Raw genomic sequence first — 20,548 nt, forward strand, 5'->3', positions numbered from 1 at the left:
GAGAGCGGCGTGCGGGGAAGGGGCCGGGTCTCGGTTTCCTGCTGGGCGGTCCTACGACGGCCGGTGTGGCAGTCCACGGCCAGACGGCCGCCCGCCGGGGCGAGGAGGAGGGCGAGTTCGTTCACGACTACTCCACCAGGAGCGGGGCCGCCGGGTCGCCCACGTGCAGGGTCTCCGCGGCGCTGGCCAGGAACATGCCGGGCCGGTAAGTGAGGCGGTCGTGGTCGACGGGCAGATCGAACAGGCCGCGCACCATCTGGACGCCGAGACCGGCGCCGACGAACCTCTGGAAACAGGCGCAGGCTCAGCGGGTCTGGCGGAGCAGCGCGAGCGCGTACAGGGCGTTGCTCTCCGGGCAGTGGTCCCGATGGATGCAGCGGGCGCACGTCGTGATGTGGATGTCGTGCACGCGTCGGGCCTCACGCTTCGCGCACGAGCGGCAGCCGCGCGGCTCCCACCGTTTCAGCACCCGGTCGATGACGCTCAGCCGCGGTCCCAGATCCATCGAGGCCGCGCCGCCGCACCACACGCAGCGCTTCCCGTCGATCCGCACGGAAGCCGGCCCGGCCGCCTTGGGTACGGGCAGCATCTCGGCCGCGTCGACGAAGTCGGAGTCCATGACTGGCCGGCGAGGGGGACGAGGTCGTACGCCTGACGGCAGGAGCAGCAGGCGAAGAGGCGGGCGCCGCTGGTACCCCGAACGGGGCGAGCCGTGTTGGAGTACACCTCGTGCCACGCGCACCAGGCGATACCGATCGTCTGAGGGATGGTGGGGGGATTCACGATCTGCGTCGACTCCCACCAGTCGGCCAAGCCCCCGGGCCGTATGCAGCGGCCGCGGTGACGGCGATCTGGACAGCGGACAGCTGTGGAGGTCTTCGGGCACCGCGTACCTGCTGCCCGTCAACATCAAGGCTCTGGTGCTGCGTTCGCTGGCAGGAGAGGGACCGCCCTGGCCCGGCAGGTCCTCTCGGCCGTCAATGAGATGACCCCGCCGCAGCGCGTCGCGACCGAAGAGGTGATCGGACAAGCCCTCGCCGAGTCCGACCATCCGCCCGACCTCAAGACACAGGTCGTCGGAGAACTCTGGCTTCGAGATCTCGAGCTCACCAAGCTGCACGGCGGCCCCGCAGGACATGCGGCTCCCATGCCCGATGACGCTTGAAGCGACCGAGGTGAGGAAGTTCCGGGCCAAAGTCCCACCGGTCCCGATCCTCAACAGATCAGGGTCCGCGCAGCGATTGCTGCGCGGACCCTGATCCTGTGCCCGCCCGGCACGAGAGCAGGTGCCTTCGTCCGGGTGGGCGGCAGAGCCTGCACGGGCAGCGGCCACCGGCCGCGGTGGGCGCTCCTCAGCCAGGTCTGCGAGGTCAGGCCAGGTTGATGTTCTCGGCCTGCGGACCCTTCTGGCCCTGGGTGACGTCGAACGTCACGGCCTGGCCCTCCTGCAGCTCACGAAAGCCGGTCGAGTTGATCGCGGAGTAGTGCGCGAAGACATCCGGGCCGCCGCCGTCCTGGGCGATGAAGCCAAAGCCCTTCTCCGCGTTGAACCACTTCACAGTTCCCGTTGCCATGTCTTATGCCTTCCAGTCGATGAACGCCTCCCACTTCATGTGGCAGGCGGAGGTGATCGCCCTGGTCCCTGCGGCACAGCACAGCAAAACACCCACACCAGAGGCGCGGGCAAGAGGGAATTCCGAACCACGACAGCTGACGCAGACGCTACACGCCCACACACCGTGTCACCAGAGGAAACGATCACGCCGCGCACCGAGACCGTGCGTGCGGTGCCCGCCGACGCTGACGGGCACGCCCACCTCATGCTGCTGCCGTTGGGGTCGCCGAGGCGGTGGCGCGGCGGTATTCGGCGTTGATGCGCTGGGCTTCCTCGAGTTGGTCTTCGAGGATGATGACGCGGCAGGCGGCCTCGATGGGGTGCCGTGGTCGACGAGTTCCCGGGCGCGAGCGGCCATCCGCAACTGATAGCGGGAGTAGCGGCGGTGGCCGCCTGCTGAGCGGAGCGGGGTGATGAGGCGTGCTTCGCCGATGGCGCGGAGGAAGCCGTGCGTGGTGCCGAGCATCTCGGCGGTCCGGCCCATGGTGTAGGCGGGATGGTCGTCGCCGGGACGGCCGAACGTGTCGTCCGCCGTCATTGCACCTCTCTGCGCTGACGGATTCCGCTCGCTCGGGCGAGTTCGCCGCCGTCTTCGACGCCCCTGCGAAGGAGGACGGGCCGCCCACGCACCTGTACTTCCATATCGCCCGGATCCTGCAGGGCACGGTGGGGATCCGGAGACGGGCCGGATGTACCGGGTTGCGATCGAGGACGTCAGCGCCTGGACCGTGGGTAACTTCAGGTATTCCGACCGCTGAGTGACAGCGACGGGAACCGGCTGTACGCAGTGTGGGCCCGACCGGCGTAACGGTCGGGCCCACACTGCTGGTCAGGCGTCGGCTCGCGCCTGCTTACCCGGTCAGGCCGTCACGGGGGCGCCGAGCATCGCGGAGGCGTGCTGCAGCGAGCCCAGGATGCCCGTAGGCGCGGCCTTGGGAAGGGCGCGGCAGGTGAAGCCGAGCTGCGTCATGGCCCGGAGGACTTCGGCGGCGCTGAAGTCACGGCGGTCCTGGCGGGTGATGACCTGGCCGACCTGTTTGACGGGATAGTGACGACGGCCGATGGTCACGGATTCGCCGGTGACCGATTCGGGCTTGATGCCCTTCATCGATTCCAGCACGCCGCCCTTGGTGAGCTCGAAGGGGAAGCGGGCGATGACGCAGCGCATGTGGCCTCACAGGGAGAAGAAGGGGAGAACGGTCCGACCAGGGGTGAGGCGTTTCAGCGGGAGAGGGCGAGGATGCCCAGGGCGCTGCCTTGCTCGTCGACCACCGGCAGGACACCGAGCCGACGGGTGCGCATCGCGTGCTCGGCTTCGGCCATCGTGGTCACGGGTGAGGTGAACGAACCGTGGTCGCCGAGGATGTCGCGCAGGCGGACACGGTCCGTGTAGTCCGAGCTGTCGCGGACGGCGGCGAGTTCGGTCTGGGTGACCAGGCCCGTGCACTGGCCGTCCAGGTCGCAGACGACCAGTCGGCCCGTGTGGGCGGCGGCCATGACGGCCAGCGCCACCTCGACGCTCATGTCGTCACAGACCTGCGGTCCGGCCGCGTCCATGACCTCCGCCACCGTCCTGTGTACGAGGTTGACGTCCGCCGGCAAGGGCTGCGTCTGAACCAACGTCAAAAGATGCCTCCTGCAGAGATGGGCGAGCTTCCTGATCACGAGGGTTCTAGGCCGCCGTGCCGAAGACGGACTGGCGTACGGGAGCGCGCCGGCTCGCCGAAGCGGGGCGGCGCCGGCCGCGCGAGGTGGAGCTGCGCTTGGGGCGCTCGACCACCGGTGCGGTGATGACGACCGGGATGCCGGACGGGGCCTGGGCACCGGTGATCCGACTCAGGGCCTCGTCACCCGAGCGGATCTGGGTGGTCTGCGGCCGGATCCCGGCGTCCGACATGAGCCGGACCATGCCACGTCGCTGGTTCGGTGTGACGAGGGTGACGACGCTGCCGGACTCCCCGGCGCGGGCGGTACGGCCGCCGCGGTGGAGGTAGTCCTTGTGGTCGGTCGGCGGATCGACGTTGACGACCAGGTCGAGGTTGTCCACGTGGATGCCGCGCGCCGCGACATTGGTCGCCACCAGCACGGTGACGTGCCCCGTCTTGAACTGCGCCAGTGTGCGGGTGCGCTGCGGCTGCGACTTGCCGCCGTGCAGCGCGGCGGCTCGTACCCCGCTGTTGAGCAGGTCCTGGGTCAGCCGGTCGACGGCGTGCTTGGTGTCCAGGAACATGATCACGCGGCCGTCGCGGGCGGCGATCTCGGTCGTGGCGGCGTGCTTGTCGGCGCCGTGGACGTGCAGGACGTGGTGCTCCATCGTCGTGACCGCGCCGGCCGACGGGTCTACGGAGTGCACGACGGGGTCGGTCAGATAGCGGCGCACCAGCAGGTCGACGTTACGGTCCAGGGTGGCGGAGAACAGCATCCGCTGCCCCTCGGGGCGCACCTGGTCGAGCAGCGCGGTGACCTGCGGCATGAAACCCATGTCAGCCATCTGGTCGGCCTCGTCCAACACCGTGATGCCCACGTGGCTCAGCCGGCAGTCGCCACGGTCGATGAGGTCCTTGAGCCGTCCGGGCGTCGCGACGACGACCTCGGCCCCGCCGCGCAGCGCGCCGGCCTGTCGGCCGATCGACATCCCGCCCACCACGGTGGCCAGCCGCAGCTTGACGGAACGGGCGTACGGCGTCAGCGCGTCGGTCACCTGCTGCGCCAGCTCACGCGTCGGTACGAGGATCAATCCCAGCGGCTGGCGGGGCTCAGCACGCTGTCCAGCGGTGCGGGCGAGCAGGGCGAGGCCGAAGGCGAGGGTCTTGCCGGAACCGGTGCGCCCGCGGCCCAGGACGTCACGTCCCGCCAGGGAGTTCGGCAGCGTCGCTCCCTGGATCGGGAACGGCGCGGTCACCCCCTGCTTGCCGAGTTCGGCCAGCAGCTGCTCGGGCATGTCGAGATCGGCGAACGCCTCGACGGCGGGCAGCGCGGGGGTGACCGTCCTGGGCAGCGCGAACTCGCCCTGCACTGCGGCGGGCCGACGGCCGTAACCGCCGGAACGGCGCGGTGCCTGCGAGCCGAAGCGGCTGGCGCCCTTTCCGGCGTCGGCACTGCTATTACGGGAGCGGGCGGAGCGGTCGGTCGTAAGCGTGCGGTTCATGCGGAACCTTCCTCGATGTGGCACATATCAAGGAATTCCCGCAGCGGTGAGCGGCATGGAGAATTACAAGTATGGACCGATGGCGAAATAGGGCAGACCCGACCGGCGGAAATCTCCGGGGTCGCAGATCCTTGAAGCGTGTGACGCGATGGGGACCTTGAGATCCGGGCGTCGATTGCGGCGCAGCTCTTCGGGATGCGCCTACCCCTGACGGAGGAACCGCGCGTCGCGCGACCGGGATTCCTCGCGTCGCCCCGCGGGTGAAACCGCTGCGGGAGATGCGTGCAGCTGGGGCCCGCACCCCGAAGGATGCGGGCCCCAGCTACAAGATGCGCGTCAGCGTCAGGCCGGAACGATGTTCTCGGCCGTCGGGCCCTTCTGGCCCTGGGCGATGTCGAAGTTCACCTTCTGGCCTTCGAGCAGCTCGCGGAAGCCCTGCGCGGCAATGTTCGAGTAGTGGGCGAACACGTCAGCGCCGCCACCGTCCTGCTCGATGAAGCCGAAGCCCTTTTCTGCGTTGAACCACTTCACGGTACCAGCAGCCATGTCATATCTCCTTTGGGGCAGTACATCGGAATCCGCACTGCGCGAACGCCGTGTCGCCGCGATGATTACCCCGCCCGGAAAATGACCGGAAATACAAAAGCGCTCCCACCGGCAGAAGCCGAGTGGGGGCACTTGAAGTTTTGGGAACCACAACTGCAACTGAGATCGACAGTAGCACGCCGGAACGGCCTGCGCACGTTACATAATGCGACTCAGTTTATCGCGGCAAAAACTCTCACTACACGGTCCGTCAAACTCTCACCTCACGGGAACAGATATTGATTCACTCGGCGTGCAGTATTTCGGGAAGGGCGGGCAGGCCCCCTCATGGACCAGGTCGCCGAGACCGTGCGGGAAGCGGGGTCTCCGAGGAGACGCTGCCGAACGCGAGCGACCGGCTCCGCGCCGGCGAGCTCCTGCGTGGTCGGCGGTGACGTGTTGGGCCAGTGAGGTTTTCCCACTGAAGATCACTTCCAGTGGCAGTTGAGAGCGAGGGCTTGAGACCGCCGTGGAGTTTCCGGGCGGACGGGTCGAGAATCTCCTTGAGATCCCCAAGGACCAGCTGGGCAAGGCGGTCGAAGCGCGCCTCGGCGATGCCCGGTTCGTCCTCGACGAGCGGATGGCCGGCCCAATATCCTGCGCGAAGTACGGACTGGAGGTTCCGGTCGGCGGCGGAGGCCCACCACTAATGATCACCGGAGTCACCAGGGAGCCCGCAGCGTGACCGGCACCACGGAGGCCCGGAGCGGGTCGGCTGCAGTCGACAATGCAGCACGAAGTGTCACGCGCCCGTTCTACGTATACGCGGTGCTCGCCAACACGCTGTTCCAGCGCGGCGTATTCGTCCTCTTCCTTCAGCAGCGAGGCTTCTCCGCCGGGCAAGTGGCCCTACTGCAGACACTGCTCTACCTGGTCAGCGGACTTGCGGAGTTGCCGACGGGAGTCATCGCCGACCGAATCGGCAGGCGTGCCAGCATCGTGATCGGCCAGCTGCTGACAGCTGGATGTCTGCTCGGCCAGGGGACGTTCTCCAACTACTGGGTGTTCCTGGCGCTGTTCATCGGGCAGGGCGTGGGCATGGCATGTGTGTCCGGCTCGGACACCGCCCTGCTGTACGACCTGCTCGTGCGTCGTGGTGCAACGGCCGACTACGTCAAGATCAAGTCCCGGTTCACCATGCTCGGGACGGTCACCTCGGGAGCCGCCATCGTCCTCGGCGGCCAACTGCAGCAGATCTCCTGGGGAGTCGTCTACGTCGGTTCGGCGGCGTGCCTCGTCCTGGCCGTGGTGGTGCTGATGTCTGGGGTGCCCGAGATCCGCGGCGCGGACGCGGTGGACGAGCAGGACGGAGCCGAGGAGCACGGCGACGCCACAGCATGGCGGGCGATGCTTCGGGTCGCCACGCCGGCGCTCGTGACGCTTGTCGTGGTGTCCGGATTGATGCATGCGACTTTGACGCCGTACATCATCTTTACGCAGAAGACCCTCTCCGATCAGGGAGCGGGCACCGCATTGGTCAGCGTGGTCATATCGGCGGGATTCTTCGCCGGCGGGCTCACTCCGCTGCTGTCGGACCGCGCGGACCGGCGCATCGGGTATCGGGGCATCGTCCCGGTGTCTCTCCTGACGCTCGCCGTGGCGCTCGGCCTGAGCGGCCTCGGCCTTGTCTGGGTCACCATCGCCGCGTTCCTGGTCCTGGTCGGGATTCCCGAGATCACCGCCGTGATCGTGGACAACGTGTTCAACGAGGCGGTGCCGTCGCGCCACCGGGCGAGCCTGCTGTCGATGATCGCATTCGTGGAGTCGGCGCTCATCGGCATCGGCTATCTCGTCCTCGGCGCGCTCATGGACGGGCTGGGCTCCGGTGTGGGCACGGCCACCTACGCCGCGGTCCCCCTGCTGGCATGTCTCCTGTGGCTCCCGGTGCTCTTCCGAGGATCACGGGTGACCACCGAGATCGAGAAGCCCGCCGGCCAAAAGGCATCCTGAGTTCGTCAACTGCGCAGCGCGCCGAAGGCCGCTCCAGAGGCAAAGCCAACTTCGCGGAAGAGTGGCCGCCGTCACTTGCGGCGCCCGGCCCCTGTGCTCGCCGAAGTCTGTTCCATGGGCGCTGGTCACACAGCTTCCGATGTGGAGAGGGCGGAACGCCGCTGCCTCCTCGAGGGCAGCCACCAGTTGGCGGGGCCCAGAGCCGCCATCACGGCCGGCACCAGCACACCTCGAACGACAACCGCGTCGACGAGGGCGGCCAGGGCAACGCCTGCTCCGATCATCTTGATGACGGAAACGGAGGAAGTCGCCATGGCCGACGTGGAGACGGCCACAGCAAGAGCGGCAGAGGTCATCAGCCGCCCGGTACGGGCGATGCCCTCCACCACCGCGGCTCCGTTGTCCGCATGCCGCTCGTACTCTTCACGGATCCGGCCCAGGAGGAACACCTCGTAGTCCACCGACAACGACAGTGCGATGGCGAGTGTGAACAGCAGCAGCGAGATGTCGAGTGACCCGGTGACCGTGAATCCGCCCAGCAGATCGCGAGCCATACCGTCCTGGAACACGAAGACGACGGCCCCCAGACTGGCACCGAGACTGACCACGGCAACGGCGAGTGCCTTCACGGGCGCCACCACGCTGCGGGTGTAGAAGGCCAGCAGCAGAGCAAGGCCCGCACTCAACAACGCCACCGACCAGGGCAGCGCCCGCTGCGCGGCAGCAACAGTGTCCCCGACCTCAGCGGCTCTTCCGCCGACCAACACCGGACCCGGTGCGGGAAGCGCCCGCACAGCCTTCACCAGAGCGGCGGCTTCACGGCTGTCGGCCCGCACGTGGGTGGCGACCAGGAAGACAGTGCCGGCCCTGGAAGAGGCCCCCACCTGGACCTCGCCCGCGTCGGCGACGCGCGCCAGAGACTGCTCATAGGCGCCGAGTTGCTGTGCGAGGGCGGGGCCGGACACCACCACGGTGACTACTTGCTCCGGCGCGCCGCGGAACTCGGCTCGGACGTGTTCACTGACCGAGGCGACTTGAGAAGAAGCGGGCATGATGCGGTAGTCCATGACGCTCAGCCGCGCGTGGGCGAAAGGCCATGCAAGCAGCGCCAGCGACACCGTCGCCACACCCCCGGCCAGCGCCCATCGCCGCGTGACCACCTGCGCGGTACGGCGCCAGAAGGGGCTGCCCTGGCCGAGCCTGACGCGCCGCCATCGGCGCAAGGGATCACCGCGCTCGCACAACGGCCCCAGCAGCACCAGGCAGGCGGGAGTCAGCAGCAGCGCAGCACCAGCCGACAGAACCGCGACGGCAACTCCTGCCAGAGCCAGAGCCCGCACCAACGGAACGGGCACCAGAGCCACCGCAGCAAGGCACACGGTGACGGCTGAAGCGGAAAAGGCCACCGAGCGGCCGCTGGTGCGCACGGCCTTGTCCAACGCCTGGGAGCGGGAAAGGCCGCCGGCGAGTTCCTCTCGATACCGTGCGAGAAGAAAGAGCGTGTAGTCGACGGCCAGACCGAACCCGATGGCCAGAGCCGCATTCACCGCGAAGGACGACATGTGGGTGACGTGGGTCAGTGCCCCTAGCAGCGGAACAGCGCAGCCGACCGCGACACCTGCCACCACCACCGGCATCAAGGCGCTGACGAACGAGCCGTAGGTGATCAGGAGGAGAACGAACACGACGGGCGCCGCCAGCAGTTCAGCACGCAGCAAGTCGTGCTCGATACGGCGGTCGATACGCTCGTTCGACCATGCCGGCCCGCTGGCCTGGACGGTGAACGCAGGCACCGCGGCTCGCGCTCGTTCCAGCAGCAGGTCAGCTGTCCGCTCCTGTTCTTTGTCGGCTCCCTCAAGCCTGGCCAGAACCAGCACAGCGGAACCGTCTGCGGAACGCAGCCACGGTTGGTCATCCGTGCCCCCCGACCACACCGCGCGCACACCCGCCTGGCGCGCCAACGCTCCGGACACCACCCGAGCAGCCCGCGTCACCGCATGCCCGGTCTTCTCTGCACCGGTGACGGTCAAGGCCAGATCAGCAGGCGGGACTCCGAGGCGCTCCGCTGCGTGCCTGGCCCGGAACGCCTGGGTGTCTTCGATCAGCGTGCCATCCCTGGCGAACGCAGCGACAGAGACCGGAATCAGCAGGGCGGCAAGCACCACAACTACCGCCGCACATGCCAGCGTCAGTCGGGCCCTGAGTACGGATACAGACGCCACTGGTACATCAACCCCTCGGGACTTCACGCAACCGGACACTAGGCAAACGTCAAAGTCCTTTAGAAGTAGCTGCGTCATCAGAGTTCGTTCTCAGCGACGTCATCCGACGGGAGACGTTGTCTTCCATGCCGTCTGCGCAGGCTGTGGTCCTAGCAAGAGATGCCGCCTGGAGGAGTTCGACTCCACTCAGCCACGTGCGGTTGCCGTCGTGTCGAATTGAGAGAGAGCGATCCACACGGCAGCAGGAAAGGGAGCGGGGCGGCTCACGAAGCGCGACGGAAGCCGTGGGCTGGCCGATGACGCCGTGGCCGACTTTGTCGCGGCCACGGTCGATGGCCTGCCGCTTCGGCCACGAGCCGGGCTCCACGGGCGCCGTCGAGGCTCATCTGCCGGGCGACACCTGGTCGGCGTAGACCCGGTGCTTCCCTATCAGCCGATGCGGCCAGACGGCCGTGCCTCAGGCTGGCGGCGTCCGTCAACCGGTAGGCGAAGGCGCGCGGATGGTGGTCGTGAGCGGACGACCCGGGAAGGTGGCGAGTCTGGGCTTCGTCCCAAGCCGGATCCGGCACCCAGCCAGGCCGCCCCGCCGCCTACTACCGCCTGTTGCGATGCGAATGATCGACGAAGGGACGAAACAACTGCCGAAGTGTGTGAGGGTCGGCCGTCCAGCCTGTGGGGCGGTCGCGGCAAAGGGCCAAGTCGGTGTTGCTTCGGTCGAAATACTGATGATTGTCGATGTAGGGCGTGTACGGGGCGAGGATGCGGTGCAGTCTGCGGTCGGGCGTGGTCAAGGCCTCAGGGTGGGGGGGCGATCTCGGGTCGGCCGGCTCCGCTGTTCGCGACCAGAGCCTCCAGCACGGCGAGCGATGCGAGCGGCGTCGCGTTGGTCAGGTGGTAGGTCCTTGGCGGGGCGCTCGCCTGATGGAGCTGGACAGCATCTCGGGCTACGTGGTCCACCGGAACGAGGTGCGCCAGGCCCGTGCCGTGGGCGAGGATTTTGGGCGTGGTAGCCGGGTGTCTGTGCAGGTGTCGGGAAATGATTCGCTGGGCGAGGAAGGGACCGTGGGCACGTCCTGGGTATCGGCGCGTGATGCTGTGGCCGACGACCGTTCCGGCCCGCAACGTCCGGACGGGGAGGTCGGTGAGTTCCGCCAGGAAATGCTCGGTGGCGATCCGACCCGCTTCGTAAGCGTTGCGCGGACTGGGGTGCCGGATTGGTTCCTCTCGGATCGGTCCTTGCTGCCTGCCGGCAACGTGGATGGTGCTGAAGTGGTTGAACACGGCGGCGCCAATATGGCGTGCAAGTCTGATCGCGCCTTCCGCGATGGCCACATCAGCCGTGGGTGATGTGTATGACGGCTGGGCCGTCCCTGCGTGCCAGAACGAGAACTGGGTGTCGCGGGGGAAGGCGGTGAGGGTTGCGGGCCGGCGGCCTGCGCGATCGTAGGGCAGTACACGGGTGCGACGTTGCGCGGCGACGAGGGTCTGGGTGGGCAGGAGACAGTCGAAGGCGGTGCGCTGCAGGGCGGCGTGCAGGCGTTCTCGGGGGTTCTCGCCGGGCTCTACCAAGCAGATCATTTCGTCATCGGTGTCGGCGGCGAATTGCAGCACGAGGGTTGATCCGATGGCGTCGGTGGCCCCTGTGACAACGTGGCAGATGCCCAAGACTTCCCTCGTGATGTAGACATGATCGCGCAGCTCTCGGCATTCTCGCCGTCGCGTGCCCGAGGATGCAGGTCGCGTCGTCCGCGGCGTTCGGGCACCTTTTTCGGGATGTCACCCGGTGCGCAGGAAGGCGCACGCAGGCGTCTTGTGACCAAGGCCGTTGCGGGCCGGGAAGCACGCGAAACAGCGCACGTCTCGAGCACCGTCCTCTCAGTGGCGGCCCGCCGACAGCCGAAGCGGGCCTTGAGGTCCTTGGTGTCCGTGTGCTCTAGCGGTGAGGGGCCCTCCTGCGGAACTTTCGCGGGTAGGGCCCCTTTCGCGCGGGCTCAGTGGGGGGCGGGGCTGAGGATGAGGTGGAGGCGCTGGGCGAGGCCGTTGACAGTGCCGGCTGCCATCAGTTCCATCAGGGGCAGCTCGCAGGCGAAGGTCTGCTCCATGAGGACTTTCAGCTCGGCCCCCATGAGGGAGTCCAGGCCGAGGTCGGTGAGGTTGGCGCTGGGGTTGATGCGGTCGGGGCTGGTCTGCAGGACGTGGGCTGCCACCTCGGTAAGGGTCGAGATGATCAGATTCAGTCGGGTCTCGTCGTTGTCCGCCGCTTTCAGCTGCTGGCGCAGGTCCTGGGCGCGGGCGCGGCTGGAGCGGTCGGCGCTGCCGGTCATCTGCGCGGTGAAGCGGGGCGCGGTCACTGCGGGCAGGAGATGGGTGAGGCGCTCCCAGTCCATGACGCCGATGACGGCCTGGCAGGTGGTGCGGTGCAGGTGGCGGTCTAGCGCGTCGAGGGCGGTGGCGGGAGTGATGAGGCCGATGCCGGAGCGGGCGATGGTGTCGGCGAGCTGGGTGCGCATGACGTAGCCGGTCTCGGAGATGCCGCCCCAGGCCAGAGCCAGCCCGGGCAGCCCCTGGTCGCGGCGGGAGCGCATCAGCGCTTCCAGATGGAGGTTGGCGGCCGCGTAGGGGGCCTGGTACATGTTGCCGATCAGCGCGGCGACGGAGGAGTAGACGATGAAGAAGTCCGTCTGCCGGTCGCGGGTGAGCCGATCGAGGATTTCCGCACCGCGCATTTTCGGTTCGAGGACCGCGGTGAACCGCTGGGCATCAAGGTCCTGCAGCGGGGCGTCGTCCAGGTGCATCGCGGCGTGGACGACGCCGCGCACCGGGTTGCCCTGGCGGTCGGCTTCCTCCAGGAGCTCTTGCACGGCTGCCGCATTGGTGATGTCCAGGGCGTGGGCGTGAGCGTCGACGCCGAGGCGGTGCAAGTCCTCGAGGAGGCCGGCTGCTTCGGGGGCGGTCGCGCCGCGGCGTGAGACGAGCGCGAGGTGGCGGGCTCCGCGGGCGGCGAGGTGGCGGGCCGTGGCGGCGCCCAGACCGCTGAGCCCTCCGGTGATCAGGTAGGTGGCCTGGGCGTCGAGGACCGGCGCGTTGTCGGGCTCTTCGACGGCAACGGGCATGCTGGGGTTGAACGTGATGACGACCTTGCCGAGGTGGCGGGAGTGCCGCAGGGCGGTGACGGCGTCGGCGATGCGGGGTGCGGGGTAGCTCTGGTGGGGCAGCGGGCCATAGGTGCCGTCCTGCACGCGGGAGGTGACGGTGCGGAATGCGTCTGCGGCCTGTGCGGGGGTGTCGGCGATCAGGCGGGTGATGTCGACGCCGAAGTAGGCGAGGTTGTTGCGGAAGGGGCGCAGCAGCAGGGGCGCGTTGGCGTAGATGTCGCGCTTGCCGAGTTCGATGAACCTGCCGCCGGGCGTCAGGCAGTCCAGGCTGCGGGCGATGGCTTCGCCGGCCAGGGAATTGAGGACGACGTCGACGCCCCGCCCTCCGGTCGCTTCTCGTACCTGTGCGGCGAAAGAAAGGTCGCGGGAGTTGAGCACGTGCTCGGCGCCGAGCATACGCAGCAGGTCGCGTTTGGCGGGGCTGCCGGCGGTGGCGATCACGCGGGCGCCGACGTGCCGGGCGTAGTTCAGGGCGGCCAGGCCGATGCCGCCTGCGCCGCCGTGGACCAGGAGGGTGTCGCCCTCCTGGAGGTGGGCGAGGGTCTCCAGGCTGTGCTGGACGGTGAGGTAGACGGCCGGAAGGGTGGCGGCCTGCTCGTAGGTCATGCCGTCGGGAATGTGGCCGCTCTGTTCGGTGCGCACGCGGATGTGGGAGGCGAGGGTGCCGTGCCCGAACGCGAAGACCCGGTCCCCCACCGCCGGTTGTTCCACGCCGGGACCGACGGCGATGACGTCGCCGGCGCATTCCAGTCCGAGGCGGGGGCCGGTTTCGGTAGCCGGTTCGGCGCCGGGCGGCAGCATGCCCTCAGCGAGCATGACGTCCCGGTAGTTGAGGGCTGCGGCTCGCACCTTGACCAGGACTTCGCCGGGTCCGGGCTGCCCGGGTTCCTCCGCGATCCATGCGAGCTGGTGCCCGCGGCCGGGACGTCGCAGATCGATGCGGTAGCTGTCGCCGACCGCGGCGGTGCGGGCAGGCGGAGTGAGGGGGCGCAAGCGCGGAGTGAAGCGTCCGTGCCGGTTCAAGACGATCTCGTCCTCTGCGCCACGGCGCAGCAGCTCGCCGGCGATGCGGGCGGCATCGGCATCGGGGTCGGCGCAGGTGTGCAGGCTGAGCCGGCGCACGGTCAGGGTTGAGTGTTCGTTCGCCAGGACACGGCCGATGCCCCACAGGGCGGCCGCGTGCGGGACGGCGGGTCCCCCCGGGCCGCCGTGCAGGCCGGTGGGAGCGGTGACCAGCCACAGGTGCGGCTCGTCGTGCTCGGAGGCGGCGGCGGCCGCGGCCGCGGCCGCGGCCGCGGTTCTGAGGATGCCCGCCATACGCGTCACTGTGGCCGTCGTCGAGCGGGCGGTGTCGGTGGAGGCGGCCAGGACGATGATGCGGCCGGCGGACTTCGTCTCCAGGGGCAGGGACCAGGTGTCCGCGTCGGCCTCGAGGAGAATGAGGTCGGCCGCGGGAAGTGTGCGGGTGAGGGCGGCTGCCAGGTCGCGGTCGCCGGCAGGGGCGACGACGAGCCAGGGGCCCGGGCTGTCCTCGAGGCCGGCCGGACCTCCGGCGGGGCTGGGGGCGTGGCCGGAGGCTCGCCGGGCAGGTGAGCGGCGGGCGAGGAGGACGGAGTAGTCGCCGGCCGCCTCTTCGTCGGTGCTGCCGGTGTTGGTGACCTGGTCGAAGCCGCACCCGGCGAGCAGCGGCGCCCATTTCTCGCGGGGCAGCAGGGGGCCGGAGCGCAGGTGGGTGTCTGTGTGGGACCAGTATTCGGGCAGCAGCCCGAAGCAGGGGCCCAGGATGTCCTCGTCGTGGCTTTCCACCGCCAGGAGCTGCCCGTGGTCGGCGAGCAGGCGGGACACACGGGTCAGGGTGGCGTTCAGGTCGGTGGTGGCGTGCAGGACGTTGGCGGCGACGACCAGGTCGAAGCCGCCGGGGGTGAAGCCCTGCTCTTCGGGATCCTGGTTGAGGTCCAGGGTGCGGTAGTCGAGGATGTCGCATCCGGCGAAGCGGGCCTGTGCGCGGGGGAAGAACGCAGCCGTGAGGTCGGTGTAGGTGTAGCGGGTGAGCTGGTGCGGCAGGACGGGCAGCAGGGCTGCGGTCAGGCTGCCGGTGCCGGCGCCCACTTCCAGGACACGCAGCGGCCGGTCGGCCGGCCAGTCCTGAAGGGCCTGCTGGAGAAGGATGCGGGCGTACTGGGTGTGGGCGCGCAGCTGAGGAGTGTCGGAGTAGAAGGCTTCCACCAGGTGGCGGTCGGCCTCGCCGAACAGCAGCTGGCGGGGGTCGGTGCGGCCAGTGAGGATGTCGGCCAGGTGCATGCCGCAGCGGTTGAAGACGGCCAGCGCGGTGATCCAGTTGGGGTGCTGCTCGGCGCACTGCCGCATGTGGGTGAGGGGGTCGACGGGTGCGCCGGTGAACTGCCAGCGCGTGCCGTCCTCTGCCGTGGTCTGTGGGTGCAGAAGTCCGGCCTTGGTGGCCAGGTGTGCCATCAGCTGGACGTAGGGGGCGTAGTGCGGGCGCAGTCCGGCGTCCAGGAGGTCGCTCAGGGCGAAGCTGGTCGTGTCCGGGAGGAGGCGCCTGAAGGCTTGGGCGCCCCAGTGCGCGCTGGCGTGCTTCGCGCGGGGGGCGAAGTGACGGTAGTTGTCGGCGAGTTCCGCTTCCAGGGCGGCCCGGGCGGCGGCGGTGGCTGCGGTGGTGTGGACGGGGTCGGACAGCGGTACGGAGCCAGCGGACCCGACGGCGCTGGCGATGGCGTCAGGTGCAGCGCGCAGGAGGGGGGTGAGTTCCTGCAGAGGGCTGCGAGGGGTGACGGCGCGCAGCCGGCAGCCGGTCATGGTGGCCGCGGTGGTGCCGTTGTCGTTCAGTACGGTGACGTCGACGACGGCGTCGGTGCCTGCCACGTGGCGCAGGGCCACGGTGATGTCACCGCTGGCGGTCGGCTGCTGCCACACGCGCAGGCTCTCCACGGCGGTGGGCAGGAACATGCCGCCGCCGGCCTGGGCCAGCAGGGGCGCGGCGGCCTGCAGCGCGCCGTCCATGATCACCGGGTGGGCGTGGAAGGCCTGCCAGGTGCTGGACGCGGCGTCGGGCAGCCGGTAGGAGGCCCGCACGCCGGTGGTGTGGACGCTCAAGCCGGTCAGGACCTGGAAGGCCGGACCGTAGTCCAGGCCGGCTCGGGCGGTGTGCGCGTAGTGCGCCGCCGAGTCGAGGGTGAAAGCGCCGGTGGCCGGCGCGGACTCTTGTGGCTGGGGGGCGGGGTCGATCAGGCGGCGTACGCAGGCGCGGGCGTGCAGGGTCCACTCGCTGGTGGGGTCGGTGCGTGAGGCGATCAGGACGATGCCGTCCTCGGCCGACACCGAGGTCTGCAGGGCCAAGGGGGTGGGGTTGTCGCTGCGGGGCAGCGTCAGGGGGCGGATGATGTCCAGGCCGCTCACTTCGCACGGTGCGGCCAGGGCCTGGCGCCCGGCGGCCAGGGCGGCCTCCAGGTAGGCGGTGGCGGGCATCACGACGGTGCCGTCGACCTGGTGGTCGGTCAGCCAGGGCAGCCTGGCGGTGCTGAGCTGCTGGTGCCAGGCCGGTTCGGCCACCGCCGCCCGTCGGCCCAGCAGCGGGTGGATGAGGGTCTTGTCCTGCGGGACGTGCACCCACCAGTCGGGTGAGCCGTTCCACTGCCGCTCCCGCTTCCACGGGTACAGGGGCAGGGACACGACGCGGCCCGGGCGGGGGAAGCAGCGGCTGCCCGGCCGGGCGCCGGCGGCGATGAGGGAGGTGGCGGTGCGCCGCACCGCGACGGGTCCGTCGCTGTCCCTGCGCAAGGTGGCATGAGCCGATGCGGTCGGGAGCAGGCGCCGCAGGTAGGTGGAGAGCACCGCGTGGGGGCCGATTTCGAGGAACTGGGTGCATCCGGTGTCGGCCAGCGCGGTGACGGCGTCGGCGAAGGCGACCGGTTCCCGCACGTTGCGCCACCAGTAGTCGGCGTCCAGCTGATTGCCGCCGAGGATGCTTCCGGTGACCGTCGAGGCGAGAGGCAGACGGCCCTGCCGGGGGCGCAGGGACTGCAAGGAGCGGAGGATCTGCTGCTGGATGGGGTCCATGTGCCGGGAATGGAAGGCGTAGTCGAGGTCCAGTTCCCGGAAGAACACCTCGCGCACCGACATCTGGCGGCCCAGCTCCGCCAGCGCGGTGGGGTCGCCGGCGATGGTGACGTCGCGGGGGGTGTTGATGCCGGCCAGCTCCAGGCGGCCTGCGAAGGCGGCCAGTTCCTTGCGCGCCTCCTGCGCGCCGAGCCCCACGGCGGCCATCCGGCCGCTGCCTGCCGTGGCGCCCTGGGCCCGGCTGCGGACCGCCACGACCTGGCATGCCTGGCGCAGATCCAGGCAGCCGGCCGCATACGCGGCCGCGATCTCTCCCACGCTGTGCCCGACGACCGCGTCCGGTTCCACGCCGTGCTCCTGCAGCAGGGCGACGAGGCCGGCCTGAACGGCGAACAGCAGCGGCTGGGCCACCTCGGTGCGCTCCAGACCGGCGGAGCCCTCTCGCAGCACCTCGCGAACCGACCATCCCAGAACCGGTTGCAGTTCGGTGTCCACGGCGTTCACCGCAGCGGCGAAGACGGGCTCCTGCTTCAGCAGGTCGGCGCCCATACCGGCCCACTGCGAGCCGTTCCCGCTGAACACGAACGCCAGGCTCCCGGCGCGCTCGGGAACAGTGACCACCACTCCGGGACCGTCGGCTTCTCCTTCGGCCAACGCCAGCAGCGCGTCGGCCGCCTCCTGCGGGTCGGCGGCCAGCACGCCCGCAGCGTGCTCGTGACGCCCCCGGCGCACGGTGGACGTGTAAGCGAGGTCGTAGAAGTCGTCCTCCGCGGTGAACTGCAGCTGCTGTGCGAGGTGTTCGGCGCCCGCGACGAGTGCCTCGGGGGTGCGGGCGGAGACCACGATCGGCAACCGGACCGGCCGGGCCGTGCCGTGAGTCTCGTTCGTGCACGGTGTGGTCGGGCCCTGGAGTTCATTCGTACGGCTGCGTGGGATGCCGACGGGCTCAGGGTCGGCCAGCACCAGGTGAGCATTGGCGCCGCCGAACCCGAAAGAGTTCACTCCCGCCAGCGCGACACCGGGGTGCTCCAGCGCCTCCAGGCGCGTGACGGGCCGCACGTTCAGCTCCGCGAAGTCGATGCGCGGGTTGAGGTCCTCGGCGTGCAGGGTGGCAGGCACCTGCCGGTGGCGGAGGACCAGCATGGCCTTGAACAGCCCGGCCATGCCCGAGGCGGCCTCCATGTGGCCCAGGTTGCTCTTGACCGAGCCGATCGGCAGAGCGTCGCGGCTACGCCCCAGGCCCAGCGCCCGGCCGATGGCCTGGGCCTCCAGCGGGTCCCCGGCCTGCGTGCCGGTGCCGTGGGCCTCCAGGTAGGCGACATCGTCCGGCACGAGCCCGGCTCCGTCGTATACCTCGCGCAGCAGGGCCTCCTGGGCTGTGCTGCTGGGCAGAGCCAGACCCGGGGTGCGGCCGTCGTTGTTGGCGCCGCTGGCCACGATCACCGCGTGAACGCGGTCGCCATCCGCACGGGCGTCCGCGAGACGCTTGAGCAGCACCAGCCCGCCGCCCTCGGCTCGCACGAAGCCGTCGGCCAGGGCGGAGAACGGGCGGCAGCGACCGGTGGGCGAGAGCATCGAAGCGTTGGAGAAGCCGGCGAAGAGCTGAGGATTGAGCAGCACGTTGATGCCGCCGGCCACCACGGCCCGCGACCGGCCCGCCCGCAGATGCTCGCAGGCCTGGTGCAGGGCGGTCAGCGCCGACGAGCAAGCCGTGTCCACCGCGACGCTCTGACCGTGCCAGTCGAAGTAGTGCGAGAGCCGGTTGGCGACGATCGCCCCCGCCATCCCGGACATGGTGTAGGCGTTGCCCGTCTCCATCCCGGCGGCCTGCAGCTCGCCGTAGTCGCGGCTGGAGCAGCCGACGAACACCGCGGTGTCCGACCCCTCCCATCGGGCCGCGTCCGTCCCGGCGTCGTCGAGCATCTCCACCGCCATCTCCAGCAGCAGCCGCTGCTGCGGATCCATCCGCGATGCCTCCCGGGGGGAGATGCCGGTGAAGAACGAACCGTCGAAGCCTGCGACATCGTCGAGGAAGCCGCCCGCTCCGGTGTAGGAGTGGCCCGGCCGACGCCGATCGGGGTCGACGAAGTCCGCGGACGGGAAACGGTCTGCGGGCACCTCGGTGACCATGTCGCGGCCCGCCGCGAGAACTGCCCAGAGATCGTCCAGGCGGTTGATACCACCGGGGAAGCGGCAGGCGGTGCCGACCACCGCGATCGCGTCATCGGCCAGCAGAGACAGGCGGAAAGACAAGGAAGGGCTCCGGTACGTGGAAGAGCGGCGACGGAAGAACGGTGCAGCCGGCGAGTGCAGGGCCCGCACCGGGGAGGAAGGCAGCGCAAGGACTGGTGCTGCGGGAGGTCTCAGGCAGTCCGGGACACGGCCAGCGGTGCGCCTTCGAAACTCAGGGCACGCCGCAGATATGCGGCGTCGACCGCGACGGGCTCAGGCAAACCCGGGGTGGCGGCCAGGGCGCGCGTGCGGTCGTAGGTGCGCCGGTGCCGGCAGTAGCTGAAGAATCCGGTCAGATGCTGGGCGATGAAGAGCTCCGCCGGAGTCGGATCGGGCACGTCCTGGACACACTCCACGCGCAGGATCGGATAGTGCGCCTCGATGACAGCGATGATGTCCCTGATCGGCGTGGGCTGCCCGTGCACGATATGGAAGGTATGCGCGCCCGGCCCTTCGTGCCGGAAGTCATGACCGATGCGAAGCATGGCCTGAGTGGCGTACTCGTCGGGGACGATGTTGAACGTCGCATCCGGCGAGACCCGCAGCCGCAACCGCAGCCGAAAAGACTCGGCCCGCTGCGCCGGAGCCGGGATACCCGGTGCACCGGCGCGCCCCACCACATCGATCATCTGCCCGAACACAGCCACCGGGTGACCAGCCGCGCCCTCCAGCACCGGCGCATCACTGGCGACGACGCTGGGCCGCAGCACGACGACCGGCCGGCGCGTGCGTTGCGCCCACGCCCGCACCAGCTGCTCGGCCTCGAACTTCGACGCGTCGTAATGCGTCTCGAAACCGTAGGCATCCGTCAGGTCGTCCTCCCGCACGATGCCGTCCGTACGGCCGCCGGCGACCACCATGGTGCTGATGTGTACAACGCGGCAGCCCGCGGCGGTCAGTTCCGCGAACCGCAGCACGTTCGCCGTGCCGTGGGTGTTCACCCGGAACAACCGCTCACGCTCACCCGCCAGCGCGATGTCACCGGCGCAATGCCATACCGCCGTAACGTCAGCGGCCAGCCGGGCATAGTCCGCTGCCGACATGCCAAGCCATTCCTGCGTCACATCACCAGCCACGCAGAGCAGCCGCCGGCGCGCCTCCTGCGACAGGGCCCCATGCGCGCCGACCGCCTCACGAATACGCCGGTGAGCAGAGGCAAGGCTCCCCCGCGCGAGGCACACCACCCGCTGCCCACGATCCGCGACAAGCGCATACGCGAGACGAGAACCAACAAACCCTGAAGCACCGGTGATCAATACAGTCACGACGCCACAATGCACCACAAGTCCCTTATGATCAAAACGCTGGGTAGTCACTCGAACGCCCTCAGTTCCATCAGGCGATCCAGAGCGGGACGTCACATGCATCGGCAGCCGCCCCACCGGCGAGGGCACGATCTCCTGGCACGACCCGACACCACAGACCGAGAACAGCTGATTCCATGGTGAAAACCAGGGGAAAACGACCTCTGAGAGCGTGTCCCACGTGGCCGTGATCTACGTGTGGCGTTGCGGTTGTCCCGTCTCGCCAGGCCCTCTCCCTGTCAGGCTTGATCTTGGTGGGT

Annotated in this window: 14 protein-coding genes and 2 pseudogenes; 4 read left to right on the forward strand and 12 right to left on the reverse strand. The window is 69.4% G+C overall.

All coding sequences use genetic code 11. The features are described 5' to 3' along the window. Nucleotides 1-127: 127 nt before the first annotated feature. Nucleotides 128-256, reverse strand: coding sequence for a hypothetical protein (locus OG736_RS01095; protein ID WP_327180663.1), 129 nt, complete (start codon nt 254-256; stop codon nt 128-130). 48 nt (nt 257-304) lie between these two features. Further along, complete coding sequence (locus OG736_RS01100) at nt 305-619, reverse strand: hypothetical protein (protein WP_327180664.1); 315 nt, start codon at nt 617-619, stop codon at nt 305-307. Nucleotides 620-985: 366 nt separating this feature from the next. Between OG736_RS01100 and OG736_RS01105 the strand changes: the two genes are divergently transcribed. Further along, nucleotides 986-1,165 carry a hypothetical protein gene (locus OG736_RS01105; protein WP_327180665.1) on the forward strand — a complete coding sequence of 60 codons (180 nt, stop codon included), beginning with the start codon at nt 986-988 and terminating at the stop codon, nt 1,163-1,165. 205 nt (nt 1,166-1,370) lie between these two features. Here the strand turns inward: OG736_RS01105 and OG736_RS01110 are convergent, their stop codons facing one another. Both OG736_RS01110 and OG736_RS01115 read right to left on the reverse strand, forming a co-directional pair. Further along, the gene (locus OG736_RS01110; RefSeq protein WP_030052720.1) at nt 1,371-1,574 is read right to left on the reverse strand and encodes a cold-shock protein; all 204 of its coding nucleotides are present in this window, start codon (nt 1,572-1,574) and stop codon (nt 1,371-1,373) included. A 244-nt stretch (nt 1,575-1,818) separates the two neighbouring features. Then, nucleotides 1,819-2,153, reverse strand: a pseudogene (locus OG736_RS01115) (MerR family transcriptional regulator). A 14-nt stretch (nt 2,154-2,167) separates the two neighbouring features. On the opposite strand from OG736_RS01115, the pseudogene OG736_RS01120 reads away from it, so the two are divergent. Then, nucleotides 2,168-2,373, forward strand: a pseudogene (locus OG736_RS01120) (hypothetical protein); the annotation flags it as partial. Between the two features lie 101 nt (nt 2,374-2,474). Here the strand turns inward: OG736_RS01120 and OG736_RS01125 are convergent. The 4 genes from OG736_RS01125 to OG736_RS01140 all read right to left on the reverse strand — a co-directional run bounded on the left by OG736_RS01125 (nt 2,475) and on the right by OG736_RS01140 (nt 5,309). Further along, the gene (locus OG736_RS01125; protein ID WP_327180667.1) at nt 2,475-2,783 is read right to left on the reverse strand and encodes an SCO5918 family protein; all 309 of its coding nucleotides are present in this window, start codon (nt 2,781-2,783) and stop codon (nt 2,475-2,477) included. A 53-nt stretch (nt 2,784-2,836) separates the two neighbouring features. Beyond that, a complete protein-coding gene (locus OG736_RS01130) occupies nt 2,837-3,241 on the reverse strand; it encodes a CBS domain-containing protein (protein WP_327180668.1) in 405 nt (134 codons plus the stop codon). Nucleotides 3,242-3,287: 46 nt separating this feature from the next. Further along, complete coding sequence (locus tag OG736_RS01135) at nt 3,288-4,763, reverse strand: DEAD/DEAH box helicase (protein WP_327180669.1); 1,476 nt, start codon at nt 4,761-4,763, stop codon at nt 3,288-3,290. A 342-nt stretch (nt 4,764-5,105) separates the two neighbouring features. Further along, complete coding sequence (locus tag OG736_RS01140; protein WP_003973099.1) at nt 5,106-5,309, reverse strand: cold-shock protein; 204 nt, start codon at nt 5,307-5,309, stop codon at nt 5,106-5,108. Nucleotides 5,310-5,817: 508 nt separating this feature from the next. Here OG736_RS01140 and OG736_RS01145 point away from each other — a divergent pair. Beyond that, nucleotides 5,818-6,033 (forward strand): hypothetical protein, encoded by a 216-nt coding sequence (locus OG736_RS01145; protein WP_327180670.1) that lies wholly within the window; start codon nt 5,818-5,820, stop codon nt 6,031-6,033. After that, a complete protein-coding gene (locus OG736_RS01150) occupies nt 6,030-7,298 on the forward strand; it encodes an MFS transporter (RefSeq protein WP_327180671.1) in 1,269 nt (422 codons plus the stop codon). The genes OG736_RS01145 and OG736_RS01150 overlap by 4 nt, the downstream gene beginning before the upstream one ends. A gap of 125 nt (nt 7,299-7,423) precedes the next feature. Here OG736_RS01150 and OG736_RS01155 read toward each other — a convergent pair whose 3' ends face one another. The 4 genes from OG736_RS01155 to OG736_RS01175 all read right to left on the reverse strand — a co-directional run bounded on the left by OG736_RS01155 (nt 7,424) and on the right by OG736_RS01175 (nt 20,249). Continuing rightward, the gene (locus tag OG736_RS01155) at nt 7,424-9,460 is read right to left on the reverse strand and encodes an MMPL family transporter (RefSeq protein ID WP_327180672.1); all 2,037 of its coding nucleotides are present in this window, start codon (nt 9,458-9,460) and stop codon (nt 7,424-7,426) included. Between the two features lie 855 nt (nt 9,461-10,315). Continuing rightward, complete coding sequence (locus OG736_RS47185) at nt 10,316-11,131, reverse strand: SDR family oxidoreductase (protein ID WP_442817149.1); 816 nt, start codon at nt 11,129-11,131, stop codon at nt 10,316-10,318. Between the two features lie 380 nt (nt 11,132-11,511). After that, nucleotides 11,512-19,005: an SDR family NAD(P)-dependent oxidoreductase gene (locus OG736_RS01170; protein WP_327180675.1), complete on the reverse strand. Its 7,494-nt coding sequence runs from the start codon at nt 19,003-19,005 to the stop codon at nt 11,512-11,514. Nucleotides 19,006-19,115: 110 nt separating this feature from the next. After that, complete coding sequence (locus OG736_RS01175; RefSeq protein ID WP_327180676.1) at nt 19,116-20,249, reverse strand: SDR family oxidoreductase; 1,134 nt, start codon at nt 20,247-20,249, stop codon at nt 19,116-19,118. Nucleotides 20,250-20,548 lie beyond the last annotated feature (299 nt).

Origin of the sequence: Streptomyces sp. NBC_01334 (assembly GCF_035983595.1) — a bacterium.
GTDB lineage: Bacteria > Actinomycetota > Actinomycetes > Streptomycetales > Streptomycetaceae > Streptomyces > Streptomyces coriariae.

What these genes read in the sequence shown, in the direction of transcription:
- OG736_RS01095 (WP_327180663.1), bottom strand. Translation starts at nt 256, where the DNA reads ATGGTGCGCGGCCTGTTCGATCTGCCCGTCGACCACGACCGCCTCACT.
- OG736_RS01100 (WP_327180664.1), bottom strand. Translation starts at nt 619, where the DNA reads ATGGACTCCGACTTCGTCGACGCGGCCGAGATGCTGCCCGTACCCAAG.
- OG736_RS01105 (WP_327180665.1), top strand. Translation starts at nt 986, where the DNA reads ATGACCCCGCCGCAGCGCGTCGCGACCGAAGAGGTGATCGGACAAGCC.
- OG736_RS01110 (WP_030052720.1), bottom strand. Translation starts at nt 1,574, where the DNA reads ATGGCAACGGGAACTGTGAAGTGGTTCAACGCGGAGAAGGGCTTTGGC.
- OG736_RS01125 (WP_327180667.1), bottom strand. Translation starts at nt 2,783, where the DNA reads ATGCGCTGCGTCATCGCCCGCTTCCCCTTCGAGCTCACCAAGGGCGGC.
- OG736_RS01135 (WP_327180669.1), bottom strand. Translation starts at nt 4,763, where the DNA reads ATGAACCGCACGCTTACGACCGACCGCTCCGCCCGCTCCCGTAATAGC.
- OG736_RS01140 (WP_003973099.1), bottom strand. Translation starts at nt 5,309, where the DNA reads ATGGCTGCTGGTACCGTGAAGTGGTTCAACGCAGAAAAGGGCTTCGGC.